Source organism: Streptomyces sp. NPDC050147, assembly GCF_040660195.1.
Lineage (GTDB): Bacteria > Actinomycetota > Actinomycetes > Streptomycetales > Streptomycetaceae > Streptomyces.
Genome location: NZ_JBFALJ010000001.1, coordinates 504,498 through 530,145, shown reverse-complemented (window position 1 = coordinate 530,145; position 25,648 = coordinate 504,498). Strand labels below are relative to the sequence as shown.

25 protein-coding genes and 1 tRNA gene are annotated in these 25,648 nt (G+C 69.7%); 11 read left to right on the top strand and 15 right to left on the bottom strand.

Annotated elements, in window-relative coordinates:
* Positions 1–101 precede the first annotated feature (101 nt).
* The 5 genes from AB0I94_RS02560 (at position 102) to AB0I94_RS02540 (ending at position 4,113) form a co-directional block, all read left to right on the top strand.
* Positions 102–569 carry a peroxiredoxin gene (locus AB0I94_RS02560; RefSeq protein ID WP_363307518.1) on the top strand — a complete coding sequence of 156 codons (468 nt, stop codon included), beginning with the start codon at positions 102–104 and terminating at the stop codon, positions 567–569.
* Between the two features lie 140 nt (positions 570–709).
* A complete protein-coding gene (locus AB0I94_RS02555) occupies positions 710–1,285 on the top strand; it encodes a TerD family protein (protein ID WP_363307744.1) in 576 nt (191 codons plus the stop codon).
* A 147-nt stretch (positions 1,286–1,432) separates the two neighbouring features.
* Positions 1,433–2,008, top strand: coding sequence for a TerD family protein (locus AB0I94_RS02550; protein WP_160504835.1), 576 nt, complete (start codon positions 1,433–1,435; stop codon positions 2,006–2,008).
* Positions 2,009–2,072: 64 nt separating this feature from the next.
* Positions 2,073–3,221, top strand: coding sequence for a DUF475 domain-containing protein (locus tag AB0I94_RS02545; RefSeq protein ID WP_363307517.1), 1,149 nt, complete (start codon positions 2,073–2,075; stop codon positions 3,219–3,221).
* Positions 3,222–3,369: 148 nt separating this feature from the next.
* Positions 3,370–4,113 carry a Tellurium resistance gene (locus tag AB0I94_RS02540; RefSeq protein WP_363307516.1) on the top strand — a complete coding sequence of 248 codons (744 nt, stop codon included), beginning with the start codon at positions 3,370–3,372 and terminating at the stop codon, positions 4,111–4,113.
* Between the two features lie 113 nt (positions 4,114–4,226).
* Here AB0I94_RS02540 and AB0I94_RS02535 read toward each other — a convergent pair whose 3' ends face one another.
* Entirely contained in the window at positions 4,227–5,102 is an 876-nt protein-coding gene (locus AB0I94_RS02535; protein WP_363307515.1) for a TerD family protein, read from the bottom strand.
* Between the two features lie 181 nt (positions 5,103–5,283).
* Here AB0I94_RS02535 and AB0I94_RS02530 point away from each other — a divergent pair, with 181 nt between their 5' ends.
* The 4 genes from AB0I94_RS02530 to AB0I94_RS02515 all read left to right on the top strand — a co-directional run bounded on the left by AB0I94_RS02530 (position 5,284) and on the right by AB0I94_RS02515 (position 10,394).
* The gene (locus tag AB0I94_RS02530; RefSeq protein ID WP_363307514.1) at positions 5,284–6,450 is read left to right on the top strand and encodes an HpcH/HpaI aldolase/citrate lyase family protein; all 1,167 of its coding nucleotides are present in this window, start codon (positions 5,284–5,286) and stop codon (positions 6,448–6,450) included.
* Between the two features lie 134 nt (positions 6,451–6,584).
* Positions 6,585–9,152 carry a phosphoribosyltransferase gene (locus AB0I94_RS02525; RefSeq protein ID WP_363307513.1) on the top strand — a complete coding sequence of 856 codons (2,568 nt, stop codon included), beginning with the start codon at positions 6,585–6,587 and terminating at the stop codon, positions 9,150–9,152.
* Between the two features lie 89 nt (positions 9,153–9,241).
* Positions 9,242–9,979 carry an HAD family hydrolase gene (locus AB0I94_RS02520; protein WP_363307743.1) on the top strand — a complete coding sequence of 246 codons (738 nt, stop codon included), beginning with the start codon at positions 9,242–9,244 and terminating at the stop codon, positions 9,977–9,979.
* Positions 9,980–10,175: 196 nt separating this feature from the next.
* A complete protein-coding gene (locus tag AB0I94_RS02515; RefSeq protein ID WP_363307512.1) occupies positions 10,176–10,394 on the top strand; it encodes a zinc ribbon domain-containing protein in 219 nt (72 codons plus the stop codon).
* 285 nt (positions 10,395–10,679) lie between these two features.
* Here the strand turns inward: AB0I94_RS02515 and AB0I94_RS02510 are convergent, their stop codons facing one another.
* The 4 genes from AB0I94_RS02510 to AB0I94_RS02495 form a co-directional block, all read right to left on the bottom strand.
* Positions 10,680–11,657, bottom strand: coding sequence for a sugar kinase (locus tag AB0I94_RS02510; RefSeq protein WP_363307511.1), 978 nt, complete (start codon positions 11,655–11,657; stop codon positions 10,680–10,682).
* Between the two features lie 5 nt (positions 11,658–11,662).
* Positions 11,663–12,331, bottom strand: a complete 669-nt coding sequence (locus AB0I94_RS02505) for a bifunctional 4-hydroxy-2-oxoglutarate aldolase/2-dehydro-3-deoxy-phosphogluconate aldolase (RefSeq protein ID WP_363307510.1) — start codon at positions 12,329–12,331, stop codon at positions 11,663–11,665.
* Positions 12,332–12,420: 89 nt separating this feature from the next.
* Entirely contained in the window at positions 12,421–12,975 is a 555-nt protein-coding gene (locus AB0I94_RS02500) for a DUF4383 domain-containing protein (RefSeq protein WP_363307509.1), read from the bottom strand.
* A 119-nt stretch (positions 12,976–13,094) separates the two neighbouring features.
* Positions 13,095–14,561 carry a hypothetical protein gene (locus AB0I94_RS02495; RefSeq protein ID WP_363307508.1) on the bottom strand — a complete coding sequence of 489 codons (1,467 nt, stop codon included), beginning with the start codon at positions 14,559–14,561 and terminating at the stop codon, positions 13,095–13,097.
* A 244-nt stretch (positions 14,562–14,805) separates the two neighbouring features.
* Here AB0I94_RS02495 and AB0I94_RS02490 point away from each other — a divergent pair.
* Positions 14,806–14,877, top strand: a tRNA-Val gene (locus AB0I94_RS02490).
* Positions 14,878–15,422: 545 nt separating this feature from the next.
* Positions 15,423–15,668 (top strand): helix-turn-helix transcriptional regulator, encoded by a 246-nt coding sequence (locus tag AB0I94_RS02485; RefSeq protein WP_363307742.1) that lies wholly within the window; start codon positions 15,423–15,425, stop codon positions 15,666–15,668.
* Between the two features lie 387 nt (positions 15,669–16,055).
* Here the strand turns inward: AB0I94_RS02485 and AB0I94_RS02480 are convergent, their stop codons facing one another.
* From AB0I94_RS02480 to AB0I94_RS02435, 10 genes are all read right to left on the bottom strand, one after another.
* Positions 16,056–16,394, bottom strand: a complete 339-nt coding sequence (locus AB0I94_RS02480; protein ID WP_363307507.1) for a DUF397 domain-containing protein — start codon at positions 16,392–16,394, stop codon at positions 16,056–16,058.
* Positions 16,395–16,481: 87 nt separating this feature from the next.
* Entirely contained in the window at positions 16,482–16,664 is a 183-nt protein-coding gene (locus AB0I94_RS02475) for a hypothetical protein (protein ID WP_363307506.1), read from the bottom strand.
* A gap of 572 nt (positions 16,665–17,236) precedes the next feature.
* Positions 17,237–18,487 (bottom strand): helix-turn-helix transcriptional regulator, encoded by a 1,251-nt coding sequence (locus AB0I94_RS02470; RefSeq protein WP_363307505.1) that lies wholly within the window; start codon positions 18,485–18,487, stop codon positions 17,237–17,239.
* A gap of 140 nt (positions 18,488–18,627) precedes the next feature.
* Positions 18,628–19,005, bottom strand: coding sequence for a hypothetical protein (locus AB0I94_RS02465; RefSeq protein WP_363307504.1), 378 nt, complete (start codon positions 19,003–19,005; stop codon positions 18,628–18,630).
* Positions 19,002–19,415: a hypothetical protein gene (locus AB0I94_RS02460; protein ID WP_363307503.1), complete on the bottom strand. Its 414-nt coding sequence runs from the start codon at positions 19,413–19,415 to the stop codon at positions 19,002–19,004. Before AB0I94_RS02460 ends, AB0I94_RS02465 begins: the two co-directional genes overlap by 4 nt.
* Positions 19,416–19,435: 20 nt before the next feature.
* The gene (locus AB0I94_RS02455) at positions 19,436–19,648 is read right to left on the bottom strand and encodes a hypothetical protein (protein ID WP_363307502.1); all 213 of its coding nucleotides are present in this window, start codon (positions 19,646–19,648) and stop codon (positions 19,436–19,438) included.
* An 8-nt stretch (positions 19,649–19,656) separates the two neighbouring features.
* Positions 19,657–20,442, bottom strand: a complete 786-nt coding sequence (locus AB0I94_RS02450; RefSeq protein WP_363307501.1) for an N-acetylmuramoyl-L-alanine amidase — start codon at positions 20,440–20,442, stop codon at positions 19,657–19,659.
* Positions 20,442–20,645 carry a hypothetical protein gene (locus AB0I94_RS02445; RefSeq protein ID WP_363307500.1) on the bottom strand — a complete coding sequence of 68 codons (204 nt, stop codon included), beginning with the start codon at positions 20,643–20,645 and terminating at the stop codon, positions 20,442–20,444. The genes AB0I94_RS02450 and AB0I94_RS02445 overlap by 1 nt, the downstream gene beginning before the upstream one ends.
* A gap of 63 nt (positions 20,646–20,708) precedes the next feature.
* Positions 20,709–22,322 carry a right-handed parallel beta-helix repeat-containing protein gene (locus AB0I94_RS02440; RefSeq protein ID WP_363307499.1) on the bottom strand — a complete coding sequence of 538 codons (1,614 nt, stop codon included), beginning with the start codon at positions 22,320–22,322 and terminating at the stop codon, positions 20,709–20,711.
* Between the two features lie 12 nt (positions 22,323–22,334).
* Positions 22,335–25,646 carry a hypothetical protein gene (locus AB0I94_RS02435; protein WP_363307498.1) on the bottom strand — a complete coding sequence of 1,104 codons (3,312 nt, stop codon included), beginning with the start codon at positions 25,644–25,646 and terminating at the stop codon, positions 22,335–22,337.
* Positions 25,647–25,648: the final 2 nt, after the last annotated feature.

Here is a 25,648-nt window from a genome sequence, read left to right as displayed (position 1 = left end):
GGCGGCGGGGGAAGTTGTCGGCCCTGCGGGGTGATCGGACGAAACGCCCGTTGCGTAGGGTGGTCATCACCCGAACAGCCCCACCGAAGGGAAGCGAACTCATGGCGCTCGCCGGCATCGCGACCGACACCAAGGCCCCGGACTTCGAGCTGAAGGACAATCACGGCCGGACCGTGCGGCTGTCGGACTTCCGCGGCGAGAAGAACGTGGTGCTGCTCTTCTATCCGTTCGCGTTCACCGGCGTGTGCACGGGCGAGCTCTGCGCACTCCGCGACGAGCTGCCGAAGTTCGTCAACGACGACACCCAGCTCCTGGCCGTCTCGAACGACTCCATCCATACCCTGCGTGTTTTCGCCGAACAGGAGGGCTTGGAGTACCCGCTGCTCTCCGACTTCTGGCCGCACGGTGAGGCGTCGCGCGCGTACGAGGTCTTCGACGAGGACAAGGGCTGTGCGGTGCGCGGCACGTTCATCATCGACAAGGAGGGCGTGGTGCGCTGGACTGTCGTGAACGGCCTGCCGGACGCCCGCGACCTCAACGACTACGTCAAGGCTCTCGACACCCTGTGATTCCTCAGGGGTGACACCCTGTGATTCTTCAGGCGCAGAGCCTGTGGTGGCCGGGAACCGGTCACTAGGATCCACTCGTTGATCCGATGGCAAAGAACGACTGGGGCTCCCCGCCCCTGGACATCAATTTGGGAGGACTTGTGGGAGTCAGCCTCAGCAAGGGCGGCAACGTATCGCTGAGCAAGGAGGCCCCCGGCCTGACCGCGGTTCTGGTCGGCCTGGGCTGGGACGTCCGTACCACCACCGGTACGGACTTCGACCTCGACGCCAGCGCCATCCTGACGAATGCCGAGGGCAAGGTCAGCAGCGACGGCAACTTCGTGTTCTTCAACAACCTGAAGAGCCCGGACGGCTCCGTCGAGCACACCGGTGACAACACCACCGGTGAGGGCGAGGGCGACGACGAGGCGATCAAGGTCGACCTGGCGGCCGTCCCGGCCGACGTGGACAAGATCGTCTTCCCGGTCTCGATCTACGACGCCGAGACCCGCCAGCAGTCGTTCGGCCAGGTCCGCAACGCGTTCATCCGCGTCGTGAACCAAGCGGGCGGCGCGGAGATCGCGCGGTACGACCTCTCCGAGGACGCCTCGACGGAGACCGCCATGGTCTTCGGCGAGCTGTACCGCAACGGCCCGGAGTGGAAGTTCCGCGCCGTCGGCCAGGGTTACGCCTCGGGCCTGCGCGGCATCGCGCAGGACTTCGGCGTCAACGTCTGAGCCGAGTAACGCCCTCCGCCTTTCGTCCGGCGCCGCACACCACGAGTGCGGCGCCGGACGTGCTCAAATCTCTTGCTCCCGGGCGATGCTCCCGAACCATGGGGGACCGGGGAATTCTTGTTCTCGAACCACGGGGAGGACCACATCATGGGCGTCACGCTCGCCAAGGGAGGCAACGTCTCCCTCTCCAAGGCCGCACCGAACCTCACGCAGGTCCTGGTCGGCCTCGGCTGGGACGCGCGCTCCACCACCGGAGCCCCCTTCGACCTCGACGCCAGCGCGCTGATGTGCAACTCGGGCCGGATTCTCGGCGACGAGTGGTTCGTCTTCTACAACAACCTCAAGAGCCCGGACGGCTCCGTCGAACACACCGGCGACAACCTCACGGGTGAGGGTGACGGGGACGACGAGTCGCTCCTGATCGACCTCTCCAAGGTTCCCGCTACCTGTGACAAGATCGTCTTCCCTGTCTCGATCCATGACGCGGACAACCGCGGCCAGGCGTTCGGCCAGGTCAGCAACGCTTTCATCCGTGTGGTCAACCAGGCGGACCACCAGGAACTCGCGCGGTACGACCTCTCCGAGGACGCCTCCACGGAGACCGCGATGATCTTTGGTGAGGTGTACCGCTATGGCGGTGAGTGGAAGTTCCGTGCCGTTGGACAGGGGTACGCGTCAGGTCTGCGGGGCATCGCTCTAGACTTCGGGGTCAATGTTTCGTAAAGCAGGGGACCGACGCGGGGGAGACCGCTAAGCGGGAGCCCGTACACACACGATTGGGTAGCCAGTGCTTCTGAAAACCTTCGGCTGGTCGTTCGCGGTTACCGCGCTCGGCCTGGTCGCGGCGGTGTTCTACGGGGGGTGGACAGGTTTCGGGATCGTGGCGATCCTGTCCATCCTCGAGATCTCGCTGTCCTTCGACAACGCGGTGGTCAACGCCGGAATCCTGAAGAAGATGAGCGCCTTCTGGCAGAAAATCTTCCTCACCATCGGTGTGCTCATCGCCGTCTTCGGCATGCGGCTCGTCTTCCCCGTCGCGATCGTGGCCATCAGCGCCAAGATCGGCCCGATCGAGGCTGTGCGTCTCGCGCTCAACGACAAGGACCAGTACCAGCAGCTGGTGACCGACGCTCACCCGTCGATCGCCGCGTTCGGTGGCATGTTCCTGTTGATGATCTTCCTCGACTTCGTTTTCGAGGACCGTGACATCAAGTGGCTCGGCTGGATCGAGCGCCCGCTGTCCAAGCTCGGCAAGGTCGACATGCTGTCGGCCTGCGTCGCGCTGATCGTGCTGATGATCTCCGCGATGACCGTCGCCACCCACGCCCACCAGCACGGTGGCGAACATGTGAACAAGGCCGAGACGGTGCTGCTCTCCGGCGTCGCCGGACTCATCACCTATCTCATCGTGGGCGGGCTCTCCGGCTTCTTCGAGAACAAACTCGAGGAAGAGGAGGAGCGCGAGCACGAGCAGGAGGAAGAGGCCAAGAAGAGCGGCAAGAAGGTTCCCGCCGTCGTCATGGTCGGCAAGGCCGCGTTCTTCATGTTCCTCTACCTCGAGGTCCTGGACGCGTCGTTCTCCTTCGACGGCGTCATCGGCGCCTTCGCCATCACCAACGACATCGTCCTGATGGCGCTCGGGCTCGGCATCGGCGCGATGTACGTCCGTTCGCTCACCGTCTATCTGGTCCGCCAAGGCACCCTCGACGATTACGTCTACCTGGAGCACGGCGCGCACTACGCGATCGGCGCCCTCGCCGCGATCCTCCTCATCACCATTCAGTACGAGATCCACGAGGTCATCACCGGTCTCGTCGGCGTCGTCCTGATCGCCTGGTCCTTCATCTCCTCCGTCCTGCGCAACAGGCGCATCGCGGCGGAGGAGGGCAAGGGCTCGGGTTCGGACGAGAAGACCGAGGTTTCCTCCGGCGTCTGACGCAGGGTCTGACTCGTTCCCGGGGTGTGACGCGGGGCCGAGTGAGGAACGCTTCTGAACGGGGCGGCCATCGAGGACGAGTCCTCCTGGCCGCCCCGTGGCATTCGTAACGGGCCCATGGGGCTCCGGCACTTTTTTGGGGGCGGCGATGTCCTTCTGGGACGGTCTGTGGCGTGGGCGCTCGATGGACTACGAGTCGGGCAGTGCGGCGACCAACTCCATCGAACTCACGAAGCGGCACCCGACGGTCTCGCTCAACAAACAGGGCGCGGCCACCGGCAATCTCCGGGTCAACCTGTCCTGGCAGATGCGTACGTCTGACATCATCGGCAAACCCAAGGGCGACAGCCTGCTGCGGCACCCCCTCAAAATGTTCCAGCCCGACGTGGTGCAGGCGCACACCCAGGGCGTGGTCAACGTGGACCTCGACCTCGGCTGTCTGTACGAGACGACGGACGGCGCCAAGGGTGTCGTGCAGCCGCTGGGCAGCTTCTTCGGCAGTCTGAACGTCGCGCCGTACGTGAAGCTCAGCGGTGACGACCGGTTCGGTTCGCCGTCAGGCGAGACGATCTACGTGAACCTCGACCACCGCGAGTCGATCAAGCGGCTGCTCTTCTTCGCCTACATCTACGACCAGACGCCCGCCTTCGACCGCACGCACGCCAAGGTGACGCTCTACCCGAGCAACGGCCCGCGGATCGAGATCGACCTGGACGAGCGCCAGCCGCAGGCCCGCTCCTGCGCGATATTCACGCTGGAGAACGTCAAGGACGAGCTGATCGTGCGCCGCGAGGTGAAGTTCGTGTACGGCTTCCAGGCCGAGCTCGACCGGCTGTACGGCTGGGGGCTGCAGTGGGGCCGCGGCTACAAGACCAAGGTCGGCGGCGCCTGAAGCGCCGCACCGGCCTCGCCTGCCCCGCGCCCCCGGCCTGCCGTGAGCACCCCGCCTGCCGAGAGCGCCCCGCGCGCCGCAAGCCCCCGGAACACCCCGAGCGCCCCGCCCTCTCAGCGTGCGAGGAACTGCGGCCCCTGGGGCGGCAGCCGGAAGTGCGGGTCGGGCATCGGCGCCACGGGCTGCGGATAGCCGTACGAGGGCTGCGGTACCGGCGCCGTGTGCGCGGGCGCGTGCTGTGGGTAGCCGTAGGACGGCTGCGGTACGGGCGGCTGGTGGCGCGGAGGCTCGGGAGGATAGCCGTACGAGGGCTGTGGGGCGGGGGCGGGGAAGGGCTGCGGAGGTGGTGCCTGCGTGGCAGCAGCGGGCATCGGCTGCCGCTGGGGGTGCGGCTGCGGGAGCGAGGCCTCGGTCGTCGGCTCGGGCACGGCTTCGGACTCGTCCACGGAGATGCCGAAGTCCCCGGCGAGACCCTCCAGGCCGTTCAGATAGCCTTCGCCCAGTGCACGGAACTTCCAGACGTCGCCGCGACGGTAGAGCTCACCGCAGATCAGGGCCGTTTCGGCGCCCGTCTGCGGGGTGATGTCGAAGTACGCGAGCGGTTCGGCTTCGCTCGCGCCCGCGTCGTACAGCAGAATGCGCAGCGCTCGTACGTTTTCGAAGGCGACGTTGTCGGCGGAGGCGACGAGCAGGACTCGGCTCACCGCGGGGTCCAGGCCCGCCATGTCCGTCTGGATGGTGTCGGTCAGGCCCTCGGAAAGGCCCTGGGAGACGCGCTTCTTGCCGAGCCGCCAGACCTTTCCCGAGGGATGGCGCGGCTGGTTGTAGAAGACGAAGTCCTCGTCGGACCGTACGCGGCCGTCGGCGCCGAGCAGCAGGGCCGACGCGTCGACGTCCGGGACGCCCTGCCCGGGGGTCCAGCGCAGCACGGCGCGGACGGCCGTGGCTTCGAGCGGGACGTTCGACCCCTTCAACATCGCGTGCGTCATGCGGTCATCCTGCCTTCCCGGGTTTGGACGGGACAACGCGGGGGTGACGGTGTGTGGCCTGTGTGTCTGTCATGGCCGAGTTACTGGAATTTCATGCCCGTGGGGAACCCTTGACACCCATCCCTACGTACTATTACCGGCCACATCACGTCGGGTCGCGCCGACGAGTACAGGGGAAATCATGCGTCATTTCGGGCATATAGCCCCAGAGGTGCGACAGCGTCTCTTCCATCGGGAGCCGTGCGCCTTCACCGCGGACTCCTCCCCGCGTCTGCTCGCCGCTGCCCTGGGAGCCACGCTCTACAGCCCGGCCACGCGCCCTCGCCTCGCCGACGACATCCTGAAGCAGGCGGGGCGTGGCGTGATCTCGATGGTGCTCTGCCTGGAGGATTCGATCGACGACGCGGAGGTCGACGGCGCCGAGGAGAACCTCGTCGATCAGTTCGCCGACCTGGCGGAACGGGAGGGCGCGGAGCCGCCGCTGCTGTTCGTCCGGGTCAGATCCCCCGAGCAGATAGCCGACCTGGCGGTCCGCCTCGGGCCCAGCATCCGGCTGCTGTCCGGATTCGTGCTGCCGAAGTTCACCGAGGAGCGCGGCGTCGCCTTCCTGGAGTCGCTCGCCGCGGCGGAAGCTGCGAGCGGCCGCCGGCTCTTCGCGATGCCCGTCCTCGAATCGGCCGAGCTGCTGCACCTGGAGAGCCGCTCGGAGACCCTGGCCGGGATCGCCCGCACCGTCGACAAGTACCGCGAGCGGGTGCTCGCGCTGCGGCTCGGCGTCACCGACTTCTGCTCGGCGTACGGACTGCGCAGGCCGCCGCACATGACCGCGTACGACGTCCACATCGTGGCCTCGGTCATCGCCGACGTCGTCAACCACTTCGGCAGGGCCGACGGCACGGGCTTCACCGTGACCGGCCCCGTGTGGGAGTACTTCCGCGCCCAGGAGCGGATGTTCAAGCCGCAGCTGCGCCGCAGCCCCTTCCTGGAGGGCCGGGCGGAGGAGCTGCGGCAGGCGCTCATCGAGCACGACATCGACGGGCTGCTGCGCGAGATCGAGCTCGACCGGGCCAACGGCCTGCTCGGCAAGACCTGCATCCACCCCTCGCACGTGCTGCCCGTGCACGCGCTCTCGGTCGTCAGCCACGAGGAGTTCAGCGACGCCGAGGACATCCTGCGCCCGGAACGGGACGGCGGCGGGGTCATGCGCTCGGCGTACACGAACAAGATGAACGAGGTGAAGCCGCACCGCGCCTGGGCCGAGCGGACCCTTCAGCGCGCCGAGGTCTTCGGCGTCGCGCGCGAGGACATCGGTTTCGTGGAGCTGCTCACCGCCGGGCTCTCCGGCTGACCGCCGCTCCGCCGGGCTCCGGGCCGCCTCCCCGGACCTCCCCGGCCGGCCGCGAAGACCGTGACGAACGCGGCGAACGCGGCGAACACGGCGAACACGAAGACCGTGACGAACGCGGCGAACGCCACGAAAGTATGGAACGTAAGGACTGTGCGAGGACTGTGAACGACGAAGTGGTGTGGTCAGGGACGTGGGTCGCCGAGCGGCTCGGTGTGGAACTGGCCGGAGACACGGGGCTGAGCGACCTGCTCGGCCTCGCCCTGCGCCGCAACCCGAAGCGGGCGCACCTCCTGGTGTCGAACGTCCTCGGCAAGCATGTGCCGCAACTGCCTTCCGTCGTGTACGCCGCCGGGCGTGACCTCGGTGTCCGGGTGCGCGCGCTCCTGGGCGACGCGGAGGCCCGGCGCGCGGTCGTGCTCGGGTACGCGGAGACGGCGACCGGCCTCGGCCACTGTGTCGCGGACGGCATCGGCCTCGCGCCCTACCTCCACTCCACGCGACGCCCGGTCGACGGCGTGCGCAGGGCGGGCGGCTTCGAGGAGTCCCACTCGCACGCGACCTCGCACCTGCTGCTCCCCGAGGACCCCCGGCTGCTCACCAGGGACGGCCCGCTGGTGCTCGTGGACGACGAGTTCTCCACCGGCAACACGGTCCTCAACACCATCCGCGCCCTGCACGAGCTGTACCCGCGCGAGCGGTACGTCATCGTCGCCCTCGTCGACTTGCGCTCCCCGCGGGACCAGGGCCGCCTGGCCGACTTCGCCCGGGAGATCGGCGCGCGGGTCGACCTGATCACGACGGCGTCCGGCACCGTGAGCCTGCCGGGCGGGGTCCTGGAGAAGGGACAGGCACTGGTCGAGGAGTACGAGGCGGCCTCGGCGCTCCCCGCCCCGCGCCGGGAGAGCGGGCCGGTCACCCGGGTCGACCTCCGCTGGCCCGCCGGGGTGCCGGACGGCGGGCGCCACGGGTTCGCTCCCGAGCACCGGGAGGCACTTGAGGCAGCGCTGCCGGGGATGGCGGACCGGATCGCGCGAGCGCTGACTCCAGAGGCCGCCACGGGGGCCGCCACGGCGCCCGCCCGCGTCCTCGTCCTGGGCTTCGAGGAGCTGATGTACGCGCCCCTGGCCCTCGGCGTCAGGCTGGAGGAGCGGTTGTCCGCCGGGGGCACGGAGGTGCGGTACTCCACCACCACCCGCTCGCCCGTCCTCGCCGTAGACGACCCCGGCTACGCCATCCGCAGCCGCCTCGTCTTCCCCGCGCACGACGCTCCCGCCGACGGACCCGGCGAGAGGTACGCGTACAACGTCGCGGGCGGCGGCTTCGACGCGATCGTCGTCGTGGTCGACTCCGTCGGCGACCGCCCCGAACTCCACGCCGCGGGCGGGCTGTTGGTGCAGCTCGCCGCGCACGCCCCACAGGTGCTGCTCGCCGTCGTTCCCTCGTACGTTCCCTCCGACGTCCCCGCGCGCGCACCCGAGCACGTCTCCCGGCACGCCCCCGAAAGGCCATCCATGCTGCCCGAGCCCCTCCGCGGCCCCGACTTCTCCTCGTACGCGGCCGAAGACGTCGGCTGGCTGCTCCAGGACCTCTCGGACGCGCGGCTGGAAGCGCCCACCGAGGAGCGCGAGGAGGCGATACAGAGCGGTGGCGCGCACTACGCCGAGTCGCTGCCGGTCGAGTACCAGCCGAGCCCGCAGTACCAAGAGCTGTTCCGCGCGGCGCTCGACACCTCCGCCGCCCGCATCGCGCAGGCCGTCGGCACCGTCACCGAAACCGTCCTCGCCGAGCTCCCCCACGGCCGAAAGCGCGGGGGGACCCCCTCCCCACGTCCGGTCCTCGTCTCCCTCGCCCGCGCGGGCACGCCCGTCGGCGTACTGATGCGGCGCTGGGCGCAGCACCGGCACGGCCTCGACCTGCCGCACTACGCCGTGTCGATCGTGCGCGGCCGCGGCATCGACGCCAACGCGCTGCGGTGGCTCGCCGCACACCACGACCCGACCGACGTCGTCTTCGTCGACGGCTGGACGGGCAAGGGAGCCATCACGCGCGAACTCGCCGACGCCGTGCGGGAGTTCGAGGAGTCCGGCGGTCCGGCCGGGTTCAATCCGGAGATCGCGGTGCTTGCCGACCCCGGCTCCTGCGTCCGCACCTACGGCACCCGCGAGGACTTCCTCATCCCCTCGGCCTGCCTCAACTCGACGGTGTCCGGCTTGATATCGCGCACCGTCCTGCGCGCGGACCTCGTCGGCCCCGACGACTTCCACGGCGCGAAGTTCTACCGCGAGCTCGCCGACGGCGACGTCTCCCTCGACTTCCTGGACGCCATCACCGCCCACTTCGACGCAGTGGCGGATGCCGTCGACACCCAGGTCAAGGAACTGCTCTCGGCCGACAGGGAGCCGACCTGGGAGGGCTGGGCAGCCGTGGAACGGATCAGCGAGGAGTACGGGATCCACGACGTGAACCTGGTCAAGCCGGGCGTCGGCGAGACGACGCGTGTCCTGCTGCGGCGCGTTCCCTGGAAGATCCTGGCCCGCGCCGGGGCGGGGGCCGACCTCGATCACGTACGTCTCCTCGCGGAGCAGCGGGGTGTCCCGGTCGAGGAAGTGGACGAACTCCCTTACACCTGCGTCGGATTGATTCACCCTCAGTTCACGCGCGGCGCCACCGGCACGGACGGCAAGGCGGTGTCCTCCAAGTGAGCACGCACGTGGGCGCGCCCCGCACGGTGCTGGTCGCCAGCGACCTCGACCGTACCCTCATCTACTCCGCCGCCGCTCTCGGCCTGACCATGCCCGACGCTGAGGCGCCGCGGCTGCTCTGCGTCGAGGTGTACGAGAGCAAGCCGCTGTCGTACGTCACCGAGGCCGCCGCCGGGCTGCTCGACGAGGTGGGCCACGGCACGGTCTTCGTGCCGACGACCACCCGGACGCGCGAGCAGTACGGGCGCATCCACCTTCCGGGCCCCGCGCCGGAGTTCGCGATCTGCGCCAACGGCGGGCATCTCCTGGTCGACGGGGTGTCCGACCCCGCGTGGCGGGCGGACGTGGACCGGCGGCTCGCCGCCGAGTGCGCCTCGCTCGACGAGGTCCGCGCCCACCTGGTGCGTACCGCCGACCCGGCCTGGCTCCTGAAGGAGCGGGTGGCGGAGGATCTCTTCGCCTATCTCGTCGTCGAGCGCTCCCTGCTGCCGAAGGAGTGGGTCAAGGAGCTCGCCGTGTGGGCGGAGGAGCGCGGCTGGACCGTCTCGCTGCAGGGCCGCAAGATCTACGCCGTGCCGAAGCCGCTGACCAAGAGTGCGGCGGTGCGCGAGGTGGCCCGCCGTATCGACGCGGACGAGATCCTCGCCGCCGGTGACTCGCTCCTCGACGCCGATCTGCTGCTTGCCGCGGACCGCTCCTGGCGGCCGGGACACGGCGAGCTCGCGGACACGGGCTGGACGGCGCCGGGGCTCACCGTGCTGCCCGAGCGGGGCGTCGCGGCGGGGGAGGAGATCCTGCGGGGGTTCCTCGCGGCGGCGGGGCGTTGAGTCCTGGGGCCCGTGGCAGGGGACAGGGGGGCTTCTTCTGACGAAGCCGTGCGTCCCGGCTGAGCTGGGGTGGGCGTCTTTCTGACGAAGCCGCGCGCTCCGGTTGATCCCGGGCCCCGGTTGATCCCGGGGTTCTTAGGCTCTTATCGGTCGAAGCCCAGCGCCCCGGCTGATCCGCTGCCGCTAGCCTTGGCCCATGCCACGATACGAGTACCGCTGCCGTTCCTGCGGCGACACCTTTGAGCTGAGCCGCCCGATGGCCGAGTCCGCCGCCCCAGCGCCCTGTCCCGCCGGGCACGAGGACACGGTGAAGCTGCTCTCGACGGTGGCCGTCGGGGGCTCCACCTCGGCGCCCGCCCCTGCCCCGCGCGGCGGTGGCGGAGGCGGCTGCTGTGGCGGAGGCTGCTGCGGCTAGCGCGGCCAGCGGCTAGCGGTCAGCGGCGCGGCTAGCGGGTCCGCCGACCGCGGCGCGCCGGACGACCGACCCGACCCGAGGGGTGCCAGACGGCCTCGGTGAAGTTCGCTGCGGTTCGGCCGCGCCCTGAAGGAGTGCGGGGCTGTGGCATGTGCGGCTCCGCGGTGCGGGCGTGACCGGCCACGACGCACCCCAAGGTGCTCGACGGCCTCCACGGCAGAGCGCGGCACGGTGCGGCAGGGCCCGGTTGGGCGCGGCACATCCAGCCGAGGACTCAGCGGACGCTCAGCGGACCACGGTCCCGGGCCCCGCTCCCAGCAGCCCGAGCTCCGCACGCGTGGGCGCCCCTTCCCAGTCCCCGTGCGACGCCACGGCGAAGGCCCCTGTGGTCACGGCCCGGTCGAGGCGCCCCGCCAAGTCCTCCCCGTCGAGCAGCGCCGACAGATATCCGGCGACGAACGCGTCCCCCGCGCCCACGGCGTCCACCGCCCGCACCGGACGCGCCGGAGCGTACAGCTCCCCGTCGGCGTCGTACGTGGTGGCCCCGTCGGCGCCGAGCTTGACCACGACCTCGCCGACGCCCTGCGCGCGGAGCTCCTCGGCCAGGGCGGAGGCCTCACCGGATGTGTTCTTCGACTCCGGTACGCACAGCGGCAGTTCGTCGTCCGAGGCGATGAGGACATCGACGTACGGCATCCAGGAACGCATGACCGCGGCGGACTCCTCCGCGCTCCACAGCCGTGAGCGGAAGTTGACGTCGAGGCAGACCGTCGTGCCGTGCTCCCGGGCCAGTTCGAGACCGCGGCGACACGCGGCGAGGGCGGACGGGCCGAGGGCCGGGGTGATGCCGGTGAGGTGCAGCACGCGAGGCGCAGCGGGAGAGGCGAAAGCGTCCTCGACCGCGGTCGCCGTGAGGCGTGAACCGGCGGAGCCCGCACGGTAGTAGTGCACGCGGGTCACTTCGGGCAGCCGGGGTTCGAAGAGGATCAGGCCCGTGGGCGCGTCCGGGTCGCGGGTGGCGCCGCTGACGTCTACGCCCTCGGCCCGCAGCGTGCGCAGCACCAGCTCGCCCGCCTCGTCGTCGCCGACCGCGCCGGCCCACCGCGCCGCGTGGCCGAGGCGCGCGAGACCGATGGCCACGTTCGACTCGGCGCCCGCGACGGAGACCTCCATCGAACCGCCCAGCTTGAGCGGACCGCTGCCGCGCAGGGCGACCATGGTCTCGCCGAGGGTGAGGACGTCGGCGGCAGTTTCGTGGCCCATGGCGCTCACCGACCGGCCCCCGCGACTGCCCCCGCGGCTGCCTTCGTGACCGCCACGAACTCCGCGGCGCGCTTGCGCAGCGCGTCCAGGTCGCCGCCGTCCGCCGCGTCCCCGATGAGCGGGGAGCCGACGCCGACCGCGACCGCGCCGAGCGCCAGATACTCCTCGGCGGCGGCCCGGTCCACGCCGCCCACCGGTACGAAGGGGAGGTCGGGGAAGGGGGCTCGCAGCGCCTTGAGATACGCGGGGCCGCCCATCGCCGAAGCGGGGAAGATCTTCAGCGCGGTGGCACCGGCAGCGCTCGCCGCGATCACGTCGGTGGGTGTCAATACCCCTGCCGCCACGGGCAGTTCACGCCGCAGGGCCTCGTCGACGCCGGCACCGAGCCCCGGCGTCACGACGAGGTTCGCTCCCGCGTCCGCGGCACGCCGTGCGTCGTCCGCCGTGAGGACCGTGCCCGCGCCGAGCCAGGCGTCGCCGCCCAGTTCGGCGCGCGCCCGCTGCAGGACGCCCAACGTGTCCGCGCCGCTGAGCGAGACCTCCACGAGCGGCACACCGGACTCCACGAGCGCCATGACCGTCCGGAAGGAGGCCTCCGCGTCGGTGCCGCGCACGATGGCGACCAGGCGCTGGGTCCGCAGAGCTGAACTGAAGGCAGTGGTGAGGTCCGACATGCCCCCAGGCTCGCACAGGCAGGTCAGCGCGCCTGCTCAGGGTGGTTGGGCGAACGGTCTGCTCTGGGGCGGCCGGGCGGAAGGTCTGCTCAGGTCTGCTCGGGGTGGTGAGGCCCGCGCCCCGCGTGCCGCACCGGCTCGGGGTGGCGCGCCCGCCAGTACGGGTTGTCGTGCGGCAGTGCCGAGCCGACCCGCCCGTACATCCCGAAGATCATCAGGAGGATGCCCACCACAAAGCTGAACAGCACGTTCTGGATGCGGAAGGCGAGGAAGTTGAAGCTGGTGTCGAGGAGGCCGAGGTTGACGAAGCCGCTGAGAATGAAGGCGACGCCCGCGACCATGTTGAGCGTCGACGCGAAGTTGCCGCCGATCACCATGCCGACGAGCAGGAGCAGCCCTACGCAGATCGACAGGACGCTGAGCGCGCCGTTGGTGTTCAGACCGGCGACGGTGTCGCCCCCGGTGTCGAAGAAGCCGATCTTGTCGATCAGGCCGAGGATGCCGAACACGACCAGGACGAGCCCCATCAGGCCCGCGCCGACGCGGTATATCGTGCTGAGACGATGGTCGACGGGCAGGTGTTCGTTCAGTGTGACGCGCCGCCTGGGCCGCCTCGTCCCTGAGTGAAGTACGTGCGCGGCCATGTCCGCCTCCCGATGTCGGCGTACGTAACTCCAGGATCCGCCCGCGGGCCGCGGATCGCCACCAGAGGTCGTCGCGGATCGCCACCAGAGGCCGCCGCGGACCGGGCACCCCTGAGCCCTCAGGCTCCCTGCCCCCGCTCCTCCCTGATCTGGGTGACCACGCGGCCCACCGCCTGCCGCACGGCTTCGGTCTCGGTCAGGAAATGCCAGTAGTCCGGGTGGCGCCCCTCCAGGGAGGCCACCGCGCGGTCCAGGCGGGCGACGGACTCGTCCAGCGGGCGGGCGTGCCGCTGCTCCGGGGTCTGGCGTCCCGCCATGGCCAGGCGCTGGGCGTCGCGGATCGCGAAGCGGGTGCGCTCGATCTCCTGCTGGGGGTCCTTCGCCACCGCGTTCAGCCGCTGGAGCCGGTCGCCGGCGGCCGATACCGCCTCGTCCGTCGAGTTCAGCAGGGCGCGGACCGTCGAGAGCAGCGAGGTGGCGTCCGGCCAGCGCTGCTCGTCGCGCGCCTGGCGGGCCTCCTTCAGCTTGACCTCGGCCTGGCGCACGTTCTCCGCGGCCTGGTCCGGCACGCGCTGCAGGTCCTGCCAGCAGGCCACGGTGAACCGCCGCCGCAGCTCGCTGAGGACCGGTTCGACCTGGCCGCTGCGGGTGGTGAGTGCCTGCGCGCGCGTGCGCAGCGAGACGAGGCGGCGGTCTGTCTCGGCGGCGCGCTCGGGCAGCCGCTCGGCCTCGGCCCGCACCGCTTCGGCGTCCCGCAGGACGCGGTCGGCGCGCTGCAGTGTCTCCGGCACGCCGTGCTGCCCCGCTCCCTGATTGAGCTTGGTCAGCTCGGGCCCGAGGGCGGCGAGGCGGGCAGCCAGGTCATCGGCCCTGAGCCCGGCGCCTCGTACGGCATCGAGGGCGTTGCTGGCGGCCAGGAGGGTCTGGCGGGCCCGCTCGACGGCCGGGGCGAGGCGGGCGAGCTGCGTCTCCGCCTTGTCGAGCAGCGGGCCGAGCCCCTGCTGGAATCGGTCCAGGTCCTGCTTGGCCTTGTCCAGCTCGGCCTTGGCCTCGGTGAGCTCGGTCCGCGCGCGGGCGGCGACAGAGGCCTCCAGGTCGTCACGGTCGAGGTCGTGCGCGTCCACCGCGCTGATGTACTGGCGGCTGGCCTCGTCGATCCGCCGCCCGATGGCCTCGAAGTCGGAGACGGCACGCTGTGCGGCGGGCGTGGAGTCGACGGCGACGATGGTCTCGATGGAGATCCGCAGATCCCGCTGGGCGGTGTCCAACTCGTAGAAGGCGGCGGCTGCCGCGTCCTTGGCGGCCTGGGCGTCGGCCCGCACGCTCTCCCCGCGCCCGCCGAACCACCGCCGGGTGCCGCCGCCGGCGAAGGCGGCGGGGAGAGTGAGGGCAAGAAGGGGGAGGGGCAGGAGGGCGAGCGCCACCGCGTCGCGGAAGGGGCTCGTACGGACACGGGCGTGGACGCGGGTGCGGACGCCGGGGCGGGGACGCGGCCGCACGCTCCCGCAGCGACGTACGTCCTCGTCCGGCAGTGCTGAGCTACTCGGCGTGTCCGGTGTGTACGGCTGCGAAGGTGTCGCCGTCACTATCCCTCTCCCGTGCTGTCATCCGCCTTGCCCGGTGTCACATTCTCCCACCGGTTAATGACGAACACACGGGCTGGTTAGTTCGCGCTGCGCATCGTGACTTTGCCGTCTTCGCTGCGGGCGGACACCAGGTGCGGGCCACCAGCCGCGGAGAACGGAAACATCCACGGCCCAACGGGCGGGAGCCGCCCCGTACGGGTTTGCGGCCCGGGGCCACGGGCAAGGTAGGCTGTCGAAACATCCCGGGCGCGTAGCTCAGCGGTAGAGCGCTGCCCTTACAAGGCAGATGTCGGCGGTTCGAAACCGTCCGCGCCCACCGGTTTGATCAGCAGAAAGGCCCTGTACCCCCAGCTCAACGGGGGTACAGGGCCTTTCTGTTGGGGCGCGTCGTGCAATCCGGCACCCCCCTCGCGCAGTCTGACTACACCCCAACTACTGCGCCCCGTCTCCTAAAAATCCCCTAAACGATCAACGTCGTCCATGCAGGTCGGATGCCGGTTTGAGGCGATGGCCGCAACGCAGATCGCCCTCGCGTTCCGCTGGGTGCGGACTGCGAGGGTGATCCCAAGTGCCGGCCCGTCACGAGGGGGGCACCACTGCGACGGTCCCGGCACGTTCGTGGCGGGGGGTGATTGATCTATCCATCTATGTGTAACAGGTGGTTCCGGTTGAGCACATCGCCCGTTCGAGTGAACACGTGTTCGATTACTTCAGACTACAGCTAGCTCTGCGGCGTGGGGCATATGCCGCAGAGCTGAGGGAGGATCTTCACTTTTCCGCCACGCCGCCCGCCCATGATCAGCCATTCGATCACTTAGCGACCACTTGGGTACTGACACCCTCCTGATCTGCACATTGTGTGTGCAGGTGCCTGCCCGACGTAACCCCCGACCTGAATGGGTTCTCACCCGTCGAGTCGCGCTCGGGCACCGAATCGCGCAGCTGCGCCTCGCGGCACAGCTGTCTCAAGAACAGCTAGGCAATCTGGCGGGGATTGAGAGGCGCAGCATCCAGCGGTATGAAGCGGGTACGCGCGACCCGCAGTACTCGGACCTGCTCCTGATTGCCCACGCCCTGCGAGTGCACCTCGCCGACCTCCTCGACTAGACGACTGGCCGGGCGGGGTCTGGGCTCGACTTGCCGCTTCATACCCTTCCACCGATGGCATATGCACGGAGCGACGAGCAGGTACATCTGCGCGGCGAAGGCTGCCAGCACCGCAGCACTGGCAGCCTCTTTAACAGCACCAGCGGCTAGGTACACCGCCCCGGCTGATTCCAGTAGCCGTCACGCTCCATCCGCGCTCTCGCCCTCCGGACGATCATCCGCGTCTCCTCATGCGTGCGGCCAAGCGGTGTGCAGACCGGGCAGATCCTCGCCCCGCTCCAACACCGCTCGGTTTCGAGCGGCGGCCCTTCGTGGACCGAGCAGATCTTCCCGCCTGTCAGGGACCGGGAGTTGTCGGCCGGGGGCCGGAAGACCGGCGCGGCCTCGTCAGCTTGCTGCGGCGGTTGCTTCCCGGAGCTCGTCCTCGCTCGCCCGGAACTCGTCGAACTCACCGTTCACCACCCCGTCAAAGAATTTGCTGATCTCCAATCGGCTCATCAGCAGCACTGGCGAGCCGGTGTCCTTGTCGTCGCTGATGGCGATCATGCGGGTGCCATCCGGGATGCTGTGGTGCGGGTGGCCCACCGCGGGCGGCGCCTCCGCGAGGATCACGCACTCCTTGAGGATCGGGTCCAGATCGGTCCGTCCAGCCTTCCGCCAGTCCAGACCGGGCGCGGTGTGATGCTCATAGGAGATGGTGGTTCGGCCGTTCGTGAGCGTGCCCATAAGGAACCTCCTGTTGGTGGATGGATAGGACGTCCCTCGCCCCAAGCGGATGAGCGCGCGGCGCGTGCGCGTCTCGGGGCGAGGGGCCTACAACCCGCCGTTGTCGCGGCGGGAGTTCGTGGGGTCCATGGCTGCGGCGCGGGCCGCGCGCAGCGCCCGCCGCAGCCGGTCCCCGGCCTCGCAAGGCTGCTCGACCCGGCATGGGCGGCATCCATCGAGGTGTGCGAGGTAGTGCTGGTACACCGCTTGTGCCGTCGTTGTCGCAGTCACAGCTGCTCCTCTATACCGAGGCAGCGTCTGCCCACGCCGATCAGGGCAGCCACGGACGGCAGAGGGCACAGATCGCCCGGCTGGTGTGGGAGTACCAGCCAGTACGTTCCTGGCGGCTCGGCGCGGCGGGTCGCTGGCACACCCAGATATGTGCCAGCCCCCAAGAGCGGCGCCACGTCTCCGTACTGCCACGCCAGGCGAGGGGTGGGCTCCACCAGCGCGTAGTAGTGAGAACCGTTGGCGTCGCAGATCACCGGCCCCGCCAGCATTCCGGCGAGCGTTCCCCTCACGATCTCGGTGAGGTCGGTGCCGCACGCGGCATGTACGAGTCGGGCAGGTAGACGCACTGCGCAGAAGCGGACGCCGCACGGGAGAAGCGCAACGCCGCGATCAGTCCACTCGCGCGAGGCTTGCGCGGGGCCCTGTTGAGCCTCCGCGAACCACTCAGAGATCTCTCTGTCTCTCTGCTGCGTATCCACCGTCTGCCCCTGCCGTCATCAGCGTCGATCAGGTCTGATGACGACGCTATGGGCGGGGTGTGCGGACCGCCGACCGGATTCCGGTCGGTGCCCTCACGCAGCCAGGATGCCGATCTCCATCGCCAACTCGGACGCCCGTCGACGACGCGGCGCCTGAGTGGATTCGACAGCCTCAAGGATGAGGCTGCGCGCGTAACCGTTGTAGCGGATCGTCTCAGGCGCGGCCCGGTGCGCCTTCTCCAAAGTGGCCAGCGCAACGTCGGGCTGGTTGTCGAGTTGGTAGCCGCGCGCCTCCTCGATCCGGTGCCGCGCGCGGCGTGGCCTTGAGCGGATGGTGTGCTCCTCAGCGCGGGCGGCTTGGCGTACAGACTCGCCGCCTTGGTGGAGTTCGACGGCGACGGTTACCGCGTGGGCGCCCATGATGGCCTGCGAGAAGCTTGTGACCGGGTGGTAGTAGTCCGCGCCGAGGCGACCGGCCATGGAGTTGGCCTTGTCCCAATGTGCCCAGGCAGTACCCGTCTCTCGGCGGCGGGCCGCGGTGTAGCCGAGCTCGAAGCGCAGCGCCCCGGCGATCGCCAGGACATCGTCACTGGCGTCCGGCAGAAGCGGTTCGAGGAACTGCAGCGCCTCCAGGTTGACCGCGTCCGCTGCGTCGAAGTGACGGGGGCCGCTGTCACGGTGGGCCTGAGCCATGAGCCAAGCGGCGACGCCGATGGAGTGCGGGTCCTCGGACTCCTGAGCGGCGATCATGCCGCGCTCGGCAACCCGCCACAGCAAAGAGCTATCGGGCTGGTAGGCGAGGAAGAACTGCGACAGTGAGTAGGTCTGGGAGAGCAGGCTCTGTGCGGTACGTCGAGCGGCCCCAGTATCGGCATGCCGCACCAGGGACTGCGCGTCGCGGATCAGGTCCGGCAACAGTTTGCCGATGACCTCGCGGTGATCGGGGGCTCGATGGCGTGCCTTCCACGCCGCATGCAGGCGGGCCTCGACGTGGGCCACCGGCGGCGGCTCGACGCTGGAAGACAAGGGGAAAGTGTCGACGGCGGCCTTCACCGCGGCGAGGCGCGGGTGACCGGGGCCGATGAACAGATCGACATGCATGTCGGGATGGCCTGTCAGGTCGGAGAGGTCACGCACCCGTAGGGCCTCGGCGATGCGCAGCACCATCTCAAGGCCGGGCGCTTTCTGCTGCCCGTTCTCGATCTTTCGAAGGGTGTGCGGTGAGATGCCGACGAGATCGGCAAGCTGTCCCTGGGTCATCCCCCGTCGCTCACGCGAAATCTGGACCCGTTGGCCGAAGCGCAACGGATCGCCGTACGGGTCCGGGGTAGCATCAAATGGCACGGTCTCGCCCCAATCTCTGTACAGGTCGCACTGCCAGGGTATGGGGCGGGACCATTTCTATGTCAGGGCTCTGGCCAGGAATCACCAGGCCGGGCATGACGAAAGGGCCCCCTCCCGCCCGAAGGCGAGAGGGGGCCGGATCATCTGGTGCGCATGTGCTCGCGTACCTGCTCGTGGATGTCGCTCGGATCGGGGGTGACGCCGGCGTCCCGCATACGGTGGATCAGCCGATCGACGGTCCAGGAGTAGGCGAGCACCAGACTGCCCAGCCCGTCGATGCGCGCGTTCTGTCTTTCGATCTTGAACTTCATCTCGTCTCTGATCTCGCGGAACGAGGCGAGATCCGCCGCCCGTTGGGCTGGTTCGGCGGCGGCCTGGGCCTGAGCACGCGTCGCTTCGGCCGTGGTGCGTGCAGCTGCTCGGGTCGCCCGCGCGGCGAACAGCCCTGAGCCGAGCAGGGCCACGGCGCCGAGGAGGGCGCCGACGATGCCTGCGACGACGCCCCACGTGCCGGTCATCTACCACGCTCCCGCAGGTCAGGGTGGGGCACGGAGTGCTCGGGCACTCCCGACGCCCACAAGATCAGTCCCACATGGCCGATGGCGTACCAGGCAGCGATGGCCAGGCCCCGCGGGTAGTCGCCCACGGCTGCGCCCCACAGGTACGCGCCGCCCCACACGATCGGCGGGACCACCGCGGCCATGAAGCCCAATCCATCCCGGCCGACGCGCAGCCAGGCGAAGCCGAAGGTGACGAGCCCGCAGATGATCCAGACTGATGACCAGCAGCGCAGGTCCGCCCACCGCGTGAGGAGTTGAAGGCCGACGGGGGTCGGGCCGGACTGGAGGGCGAAACCGAGGCCGTAACAGATCTTGGCGAGGCCGAGCAGGACGAGGGCGATGCCGCGGCGGCCCAGCGTCGCGCGCATCCGCCGGGCCGCCCGGCACATCAGAAGGTCGTCGGCTCGGACGGGGGCGTTGACGCTCCCGGACTCGTCTTGTTGGGCACGGCGTAGGTGATGCCCCAGGCGCCGAGAACGGCGAGGACGATCGTGACGACCTCCCCGGTGACGAGGGCGCCGTCCTGTGTGGCGGCGACCGCGGCGGCGGAGCCCGCGGCGACACCGGCGACGAGGGACTTGGCGAAGCTGGAGATACGCATGGGGGTCCTCACTTCTTGGGGAGCTTGAGCTTCTGTCCAGGCGTGAGCGCATCGCTCTTCAGCCCGTTGAGGGACTTGATCTCGCCGTAGCGGGAACCGTCGCCGAGCTCGTGCACGGCGATAGACCAGAGGGTGTCGCCCTTGCGGACGGTGTACGACGCGGAGCCGCCCGGCGACCAGCTCGCGGGGTGCTTGAGCCGCTCGTCGACGCGGGCACGGATCCCGTCCATGCCGCCCTTGATCCCCCTGGGGTCGATCTTTCCGGGCTGCCACTCAGCGTGCCCGATCGTCGAGGTCTCACCGTCCTTGCCCCAGTCGTGCCGACGGGACAGGGCCGCGGAGACGCGCACGATCGCCTCGACCTGGACCGCTGGCCAGGGGTCCTTGCCGTCGCCGAGGTTCTCGCACTCGAAGCCGTAGAAGTGGCGGTTGCCGTCGGTGTTCGCCTCGTTGTCGGCGGGCAGGGCGCGTTCGGCGATGACCGCGCGCAGCACGTCGTCGTCGCCCATCCCCGCGTGGTTCGCGCGGCCGTAGCCGACAAGGTGGACGCGGCCGTCCTTGGTGATGACGCCGTGGCACAGCGGGCCAGGCAGGCCGCTGTAACCCTTGCGGCAGATGTCGACGGTGCGGGCGCTTCCCGAAGTGACGGTGTGGTGGATCATCACCCCGTGCACGGGCCCCCAGGGGCCTTTGTGGTTGCGGTTATGGTTCTTCCAATCGCCGACCTCGACGACCGTCACGCCCTCGTCGCGCAGCGCGTCGAGGAAGCTGCCCGGGGACAGCGGCGGGGCCATCAGCGGCCATCCTCAGACAGCGATGCGTCCACGCCCGCCTGGTAGAGCACGCTGGCTGAGACGGTCCACGCCGCCTGGATGTCCTCGCCGAGGTCTGCCCAGGGCGGCATCGTGCGGCCGTCGTGGGTGAGGCCTCCGGTCACCTCGCCGTACGCGGCGTAGGCCTTCTGCCCGAGGTCGGTCGGGAGTGGTTGCTGTGCCATGAGCCCTCCAGGACATGAAGAAAGCCCCGGCCAGATGGCGCGGGGCGGACGGGTGAGCGGGGGTTACTGGATGTCGGTCGCGGTGGTGTTCGGCGACGTCGAGAGGTCGTCGATTCCGGTGCCGCCGGCGCCGGACCAGGTGCCGCGCATGTCGTTGCCGAAGCGGTGGATGCCGGTGCCGCTGGAGATGGACAGACCGCGCACGGCCTTCGTAGCGCTCGCCCCGGGGCGGCACTTGTTGCCGGAGATCGCGATCGCCACCGGGTTGGTCGACACACGGATGCCGTACGCCGAGCTCGCGACCCGGTTGGCGCCGTCCACGAAGTTGTCGCGGATCTGCACGTCGCTACCGCCCTGTACCAAGATCCCGGAGTTCGCGGGGTCGCGGATGTGGTTCGCGATGATGTTGCTGTTGTCGCTGTTGACCATCGTGATTCCGTGGGCGCCAGCGGTCCAAATCACGTTGCCGTTCAGCACGGTGTTGTTCTGCTCCTCCGTGCTGAGACCCGTGCCCGACACGTTCGCGAGCACGTTGTCCGCGACCGTGGCACGGGAGGCCCGGTAGAGGCGAATGCCCGCCTGCCCACCGGCCGTGCCGTCGATGGTGTTGCCCACGACCGTCAGATTGAGGATCGTGCCCGTGAGCTCGCCGTAAGCGACGATCGCGTTGTCGTAGCCGCCCCCGGACCGGAAACTGTTCCCCACCACGGCCAGATTCCTCATGACCTGGCTCGCGCTGGTCTGGGTGCCGTCGGGCAGTTTCGTGTCCTCGGTATCCGAGAGGATCACGGAGCGGAGGCGTACGCCGCTCCCGCAGGAGACGAATGTGTTGCCGGTGATCGTGACGTCTTCCCAGGAGTACGCGCTGATCGCGAACTGGAGAAGTCCCTCGAACGAGCAGTCACTGATGCGGACCCGCCGGTGGTACTTCGTGATCGTCGCCGAGTGCGACCCGATGCCACGCGGCCACGCGGTCGTGCCCGCCGTCCCCGAGGCGCCGAAGTGGCAGCCCGTGATCAGAACGTCCTCACACGGCGTGTGGTCGTAGGGGCCGAATCCGCCGAACACACCGCTGGACTTGGCGAGGTCTAGCTGGATTGCCTCGCTGAAGTCCCTGGCGCCGGGGTCCACGTATCCGCGAAACCGGCAGTTCTGGATCAGGCCGTGCGAGGTGCTGTTCAGCTCGATGGCATGGAAGCCGGGCAGGTCCCGGACCTCAAGATCACGAATTACGATGTCCGTGGCGTGCCCGATCGAGATGCACATCGCGCTGCCTGTGAGGCCCGAGGTCGTGCCGCGCATGTTCCACAGGCCGCCCTCGATGACGATCCGCGAGTGGCCCGTATACCCGCCGAACGCCTGGCCCGCGTCCCCGTTGATCAGCATCGTTCCGGCGTGGTTGCGGCGGAGCTCGGCGCCCGCCATCAGTGTCAGACGGGTGTTGGTGTAGATCCGTAGGGTCTGCCCGGTCAGGTACACCCCCGGCGGCAACACGACCTGAGCGCCGCCGAGATCACGCGCCAGATTGAGGGCGAGCTGAATGCCCGGGGCCGCGTCCGTGCTACCGGATCTGTCCGCCCCGTAATTCGTGGCGAGCAGGGAGGCCGCCTGAGCCATCGCGCCCAAGCGTCCGGCAGTGATGTCCATTCCGGGCAGCCAGTCGACAGGCGTCGTCACGAAGACCCTCCTTCACAGTGAGGCGATCGCGGGGTGGGCCAGCTGGACGGGTTCGCCGACGCCGTGCGCTTTGATCACGCCGTTGACGGATCGCACGACGGTGAGGCGCTGTCCGCCGACCACCTCGAAGTTGTCGAAGCGGAGCAGCGGGGAGACGTTGGTGTTGCCCGCGAACGCCGAGGCGCTCAGGCCGACGGCGCCCTCTGCGATGACGTTGGTGGTGATCTCTTGGTCCTGGTGCCACACCGCGGGCTCGGGGGTGGCGACCGGCCAGACGCGGATGCGGATGCGGTGCCCGTCCAGCCGCACCCGCACTTCGAACTCGGCGTCGGCCACGTACGTGTAGGGCAGCGCGGGAGTCCCGCCGACTTGCGTGGTGTCGCGCGTGACGGAGGTGAACATGCCGCCGCCCGTACCGAAGTGGACGCGCGCCCGGTAGTACGTGCTGCCGTTGACGTAGCGCAGCAGCACGGAGGGCACGAGGCTCGCCCCGGTGGACACCTGCCCGGCCTGGAAACGGCACCTGATCTCGCAGTCCCGCATCCCCGCAACCAGGGTCTGGAAGCGGACCGTGGTGACCGCGCTGGGTAGCGTCACCACGCCGCGGGCCCCGTCGACCGAGCGGTCCGAGGCGGCGCCGCCGGCCGTCGCCCACACCTGCCCGCCCGACGAAGTGCCCCAGCCCGAGGCCACGGCCCGCGTGAAGGTGTCGGACACTGGAGCGATCGCTGAGGCGGAGACCTCCTCCCCGCCGAGCTGCATCACGATGGGCATCTCGGCCGGGTCAGTGGTCCACGGCAGGCCGGAGCTGACCACGTCCAGCGCGGTCGCCGTGTCCGTGGCCGCCGCGCTGAGAACGCAGCCGTCCGTGTCCGCCTTCCCGTACACCGGATGGTCGGCCTTCGCGGTCATCCACGGCCCGGCAGGCTCGCAGGTGAACGTGATCTCCCACGTGCGCGGGAGGAGGGTCTCGCTGTACCCGGTGACGATCAAGTCCACGTCCCCGTACGCCACCCATGGAGGCAATCCCTGGAGCCGCAGGAGATCCCCCTCGCGTAGCGCGAGCACCTGCGGAATGAGATGCGGCGCCTTGTGCAGCAGCACGCGTACGGAGGGGTAGCGGGCCCCGTCATAGGTGCCCAGGTGCAGATGCCAGTAGGCGTGTGGGGTGGGCTGCACGTCGTCCGCCAGGGACAGCGTGAGCGACTCGTCGTAGACGCCGATCCCGTCCGGCGGTGGCTGCACCGACAGCGGGCCCTCTTCCAGGACCGCCCGCGCCGAACTCCCACCGTCCCTGGTGATGGTGATGTCGTTGCGGGTGGCGTCGTCATCGTCGACCGGCTCCAGCGGCGGGGCCAGCCCCGGCACCCCATAGACGAGAGTGAGGGCGGGCTCCTGCGTGTAGAGACTGGAGCGGTCCCGGTAGACGAGCCCTGTGCGGGCCCGGTCCTCCAGGAGCATTCCGCCATCCGCCTCGGCGGCCTTCTGGAGCAGCGTCAGGAGAGTCTCGGGGCGCTGCGGCCCCACACGCTCCGTCGCGAGTGGTCCCGCGACGCGGGCCAGGGGGATGTTCTCCTCGTTGGCCAGGCGCAGCATCCGTGCCCACGCGGCCTCGCCCGTGTACCCGTTGTCGGACCCGGTGTAGAGACTGTTCTGCGCGGTGGGCAATACGGCCAGGTGCCCGATGGACCATCCCTCGGTCGCCGCACCCCAGGTGCCTGTCACCGCGGTGACGCGTCCGGCCGTGCCGCTGAACGTGGCGCCGGTGCCGCCTGCGTCACCGCCGACGTCCTGAAATTCGAGCCGCCAGGAGACGGTGCCACCGGACTCGCGGACCCACAGGCGCATGCGCACCCAGCCGTGGAACACATCGCTGCCCACGCTCGCCGTGACGTGGACCAGCTCGGCGCCGGAGGAGTCGTAGCCGAGGATCCGCGCGCTGCCCGCCCGCATACCGACCCACCAGCGGCGCACCGTGCCGGTCGTAGAGACGCTGATGACCTCCGGCCACGGCTCTGCCGCTGGCGGGGCCTTGTCGTCTGCGGTGTAGACGAACTCCACCTGCCACTGCGTGGGGGTCGGGTACGTCGGGACGATCGCGGACAACGTGGCGGCCGACGAGAGTTTAGGCAACGCCTTGGATGAGGGCAGGGTGTCGACGCCCGCGAACTCCAGCCCTGTCACGGCCGCGGGGGTGACGCCCTGGATCGGCGAGTAGGCGCGGGTCGCCTCCCGGGCCTCCTCCATCGGCCAGTACGCGATCGGATTGCCGGACGGAATGCGGCGCCGGAGTGTGCTGTCGAGCGCCTTCTGCCCCTGCCCGTAGCGGCGGAGGATGCCCGCAGCCTCCACAGTCGTCCACACGGTCTTACCGCCCCGCGTCCACTTCTGCGGCCACTTGGCGATCTCACCGACGAAACGCTCCTGCCGGTCAGCGATCGCCGCACCGGTGAGCGTCCACACGCGGCCGGCAGAGTCCGTGAAGCCGGACGAACCGAGCGGCTGCGCCTCGAAGTTCGGTGACGCCACCACGGTCCCGCCGATCCCGGAGCGCACCTCTGCGGCGTAGATGTGGGCCTCGGCCGGGTAGCGCGGAACGGTCACGCCGAGATCCGTCGGCGCCACCGTGAGCGGGGCCATCCCGGCGTACATGCTGATCGGGCCCTCGATCGTGACCGGCGTGGAGAACTGCGTCCACGGCCCGGCCAGCGACGGCGCCCAATAGAACGTGACGGTCCTGCCGCCGACGCCGTTGTCGACGTCGAGGGTGGCGCGTAGTGCCGCGCGCGGGGGCAGGTCCGGCAGCGGGCGGGCGTGGAAAGAGACCGCCACCCCGTCGAGGGAGTAACTCAGGTACAGCAGCCCGTCCTGTAGCCGCAGGAGGTAGGACCGCTGATTGCTGAGGGGGTCCCATTTCCCGATCAGGGTGTGGGCGCCGGGCGCGTGCCAGCTGGTTTCGGCCTCGACACGGACATCGAGGTCGCCGGTGATGTCGAGTGCCGCGTCATCGGGGGTGGAGGCGTAGGAGCCCGGTGTGCCGTCGAGATCGAGGAAGTGCGGGCCGCTCGGCAGCCACAAGCGGACGGGCGTGTTGCGGCCGATCAGCCCGTAGTACGGACTCACCGGGTTGCGCGGCGAGTAGCGGCCGTCCTTGTTGTCGATCTTCAGGGGGCAGGTGGCGGGATCCGCGGACGTGCCACTGTTGCGGATCCCGCGCGCGTGCGTGATCGGATCGGCGGTCCGCACGTCCGCCGTAATGTCCGTCCACACCGTGCCGGTACGGATCTCCACGCGCAGGCCGAGCGGATCCTCGGGAAACGCCACGG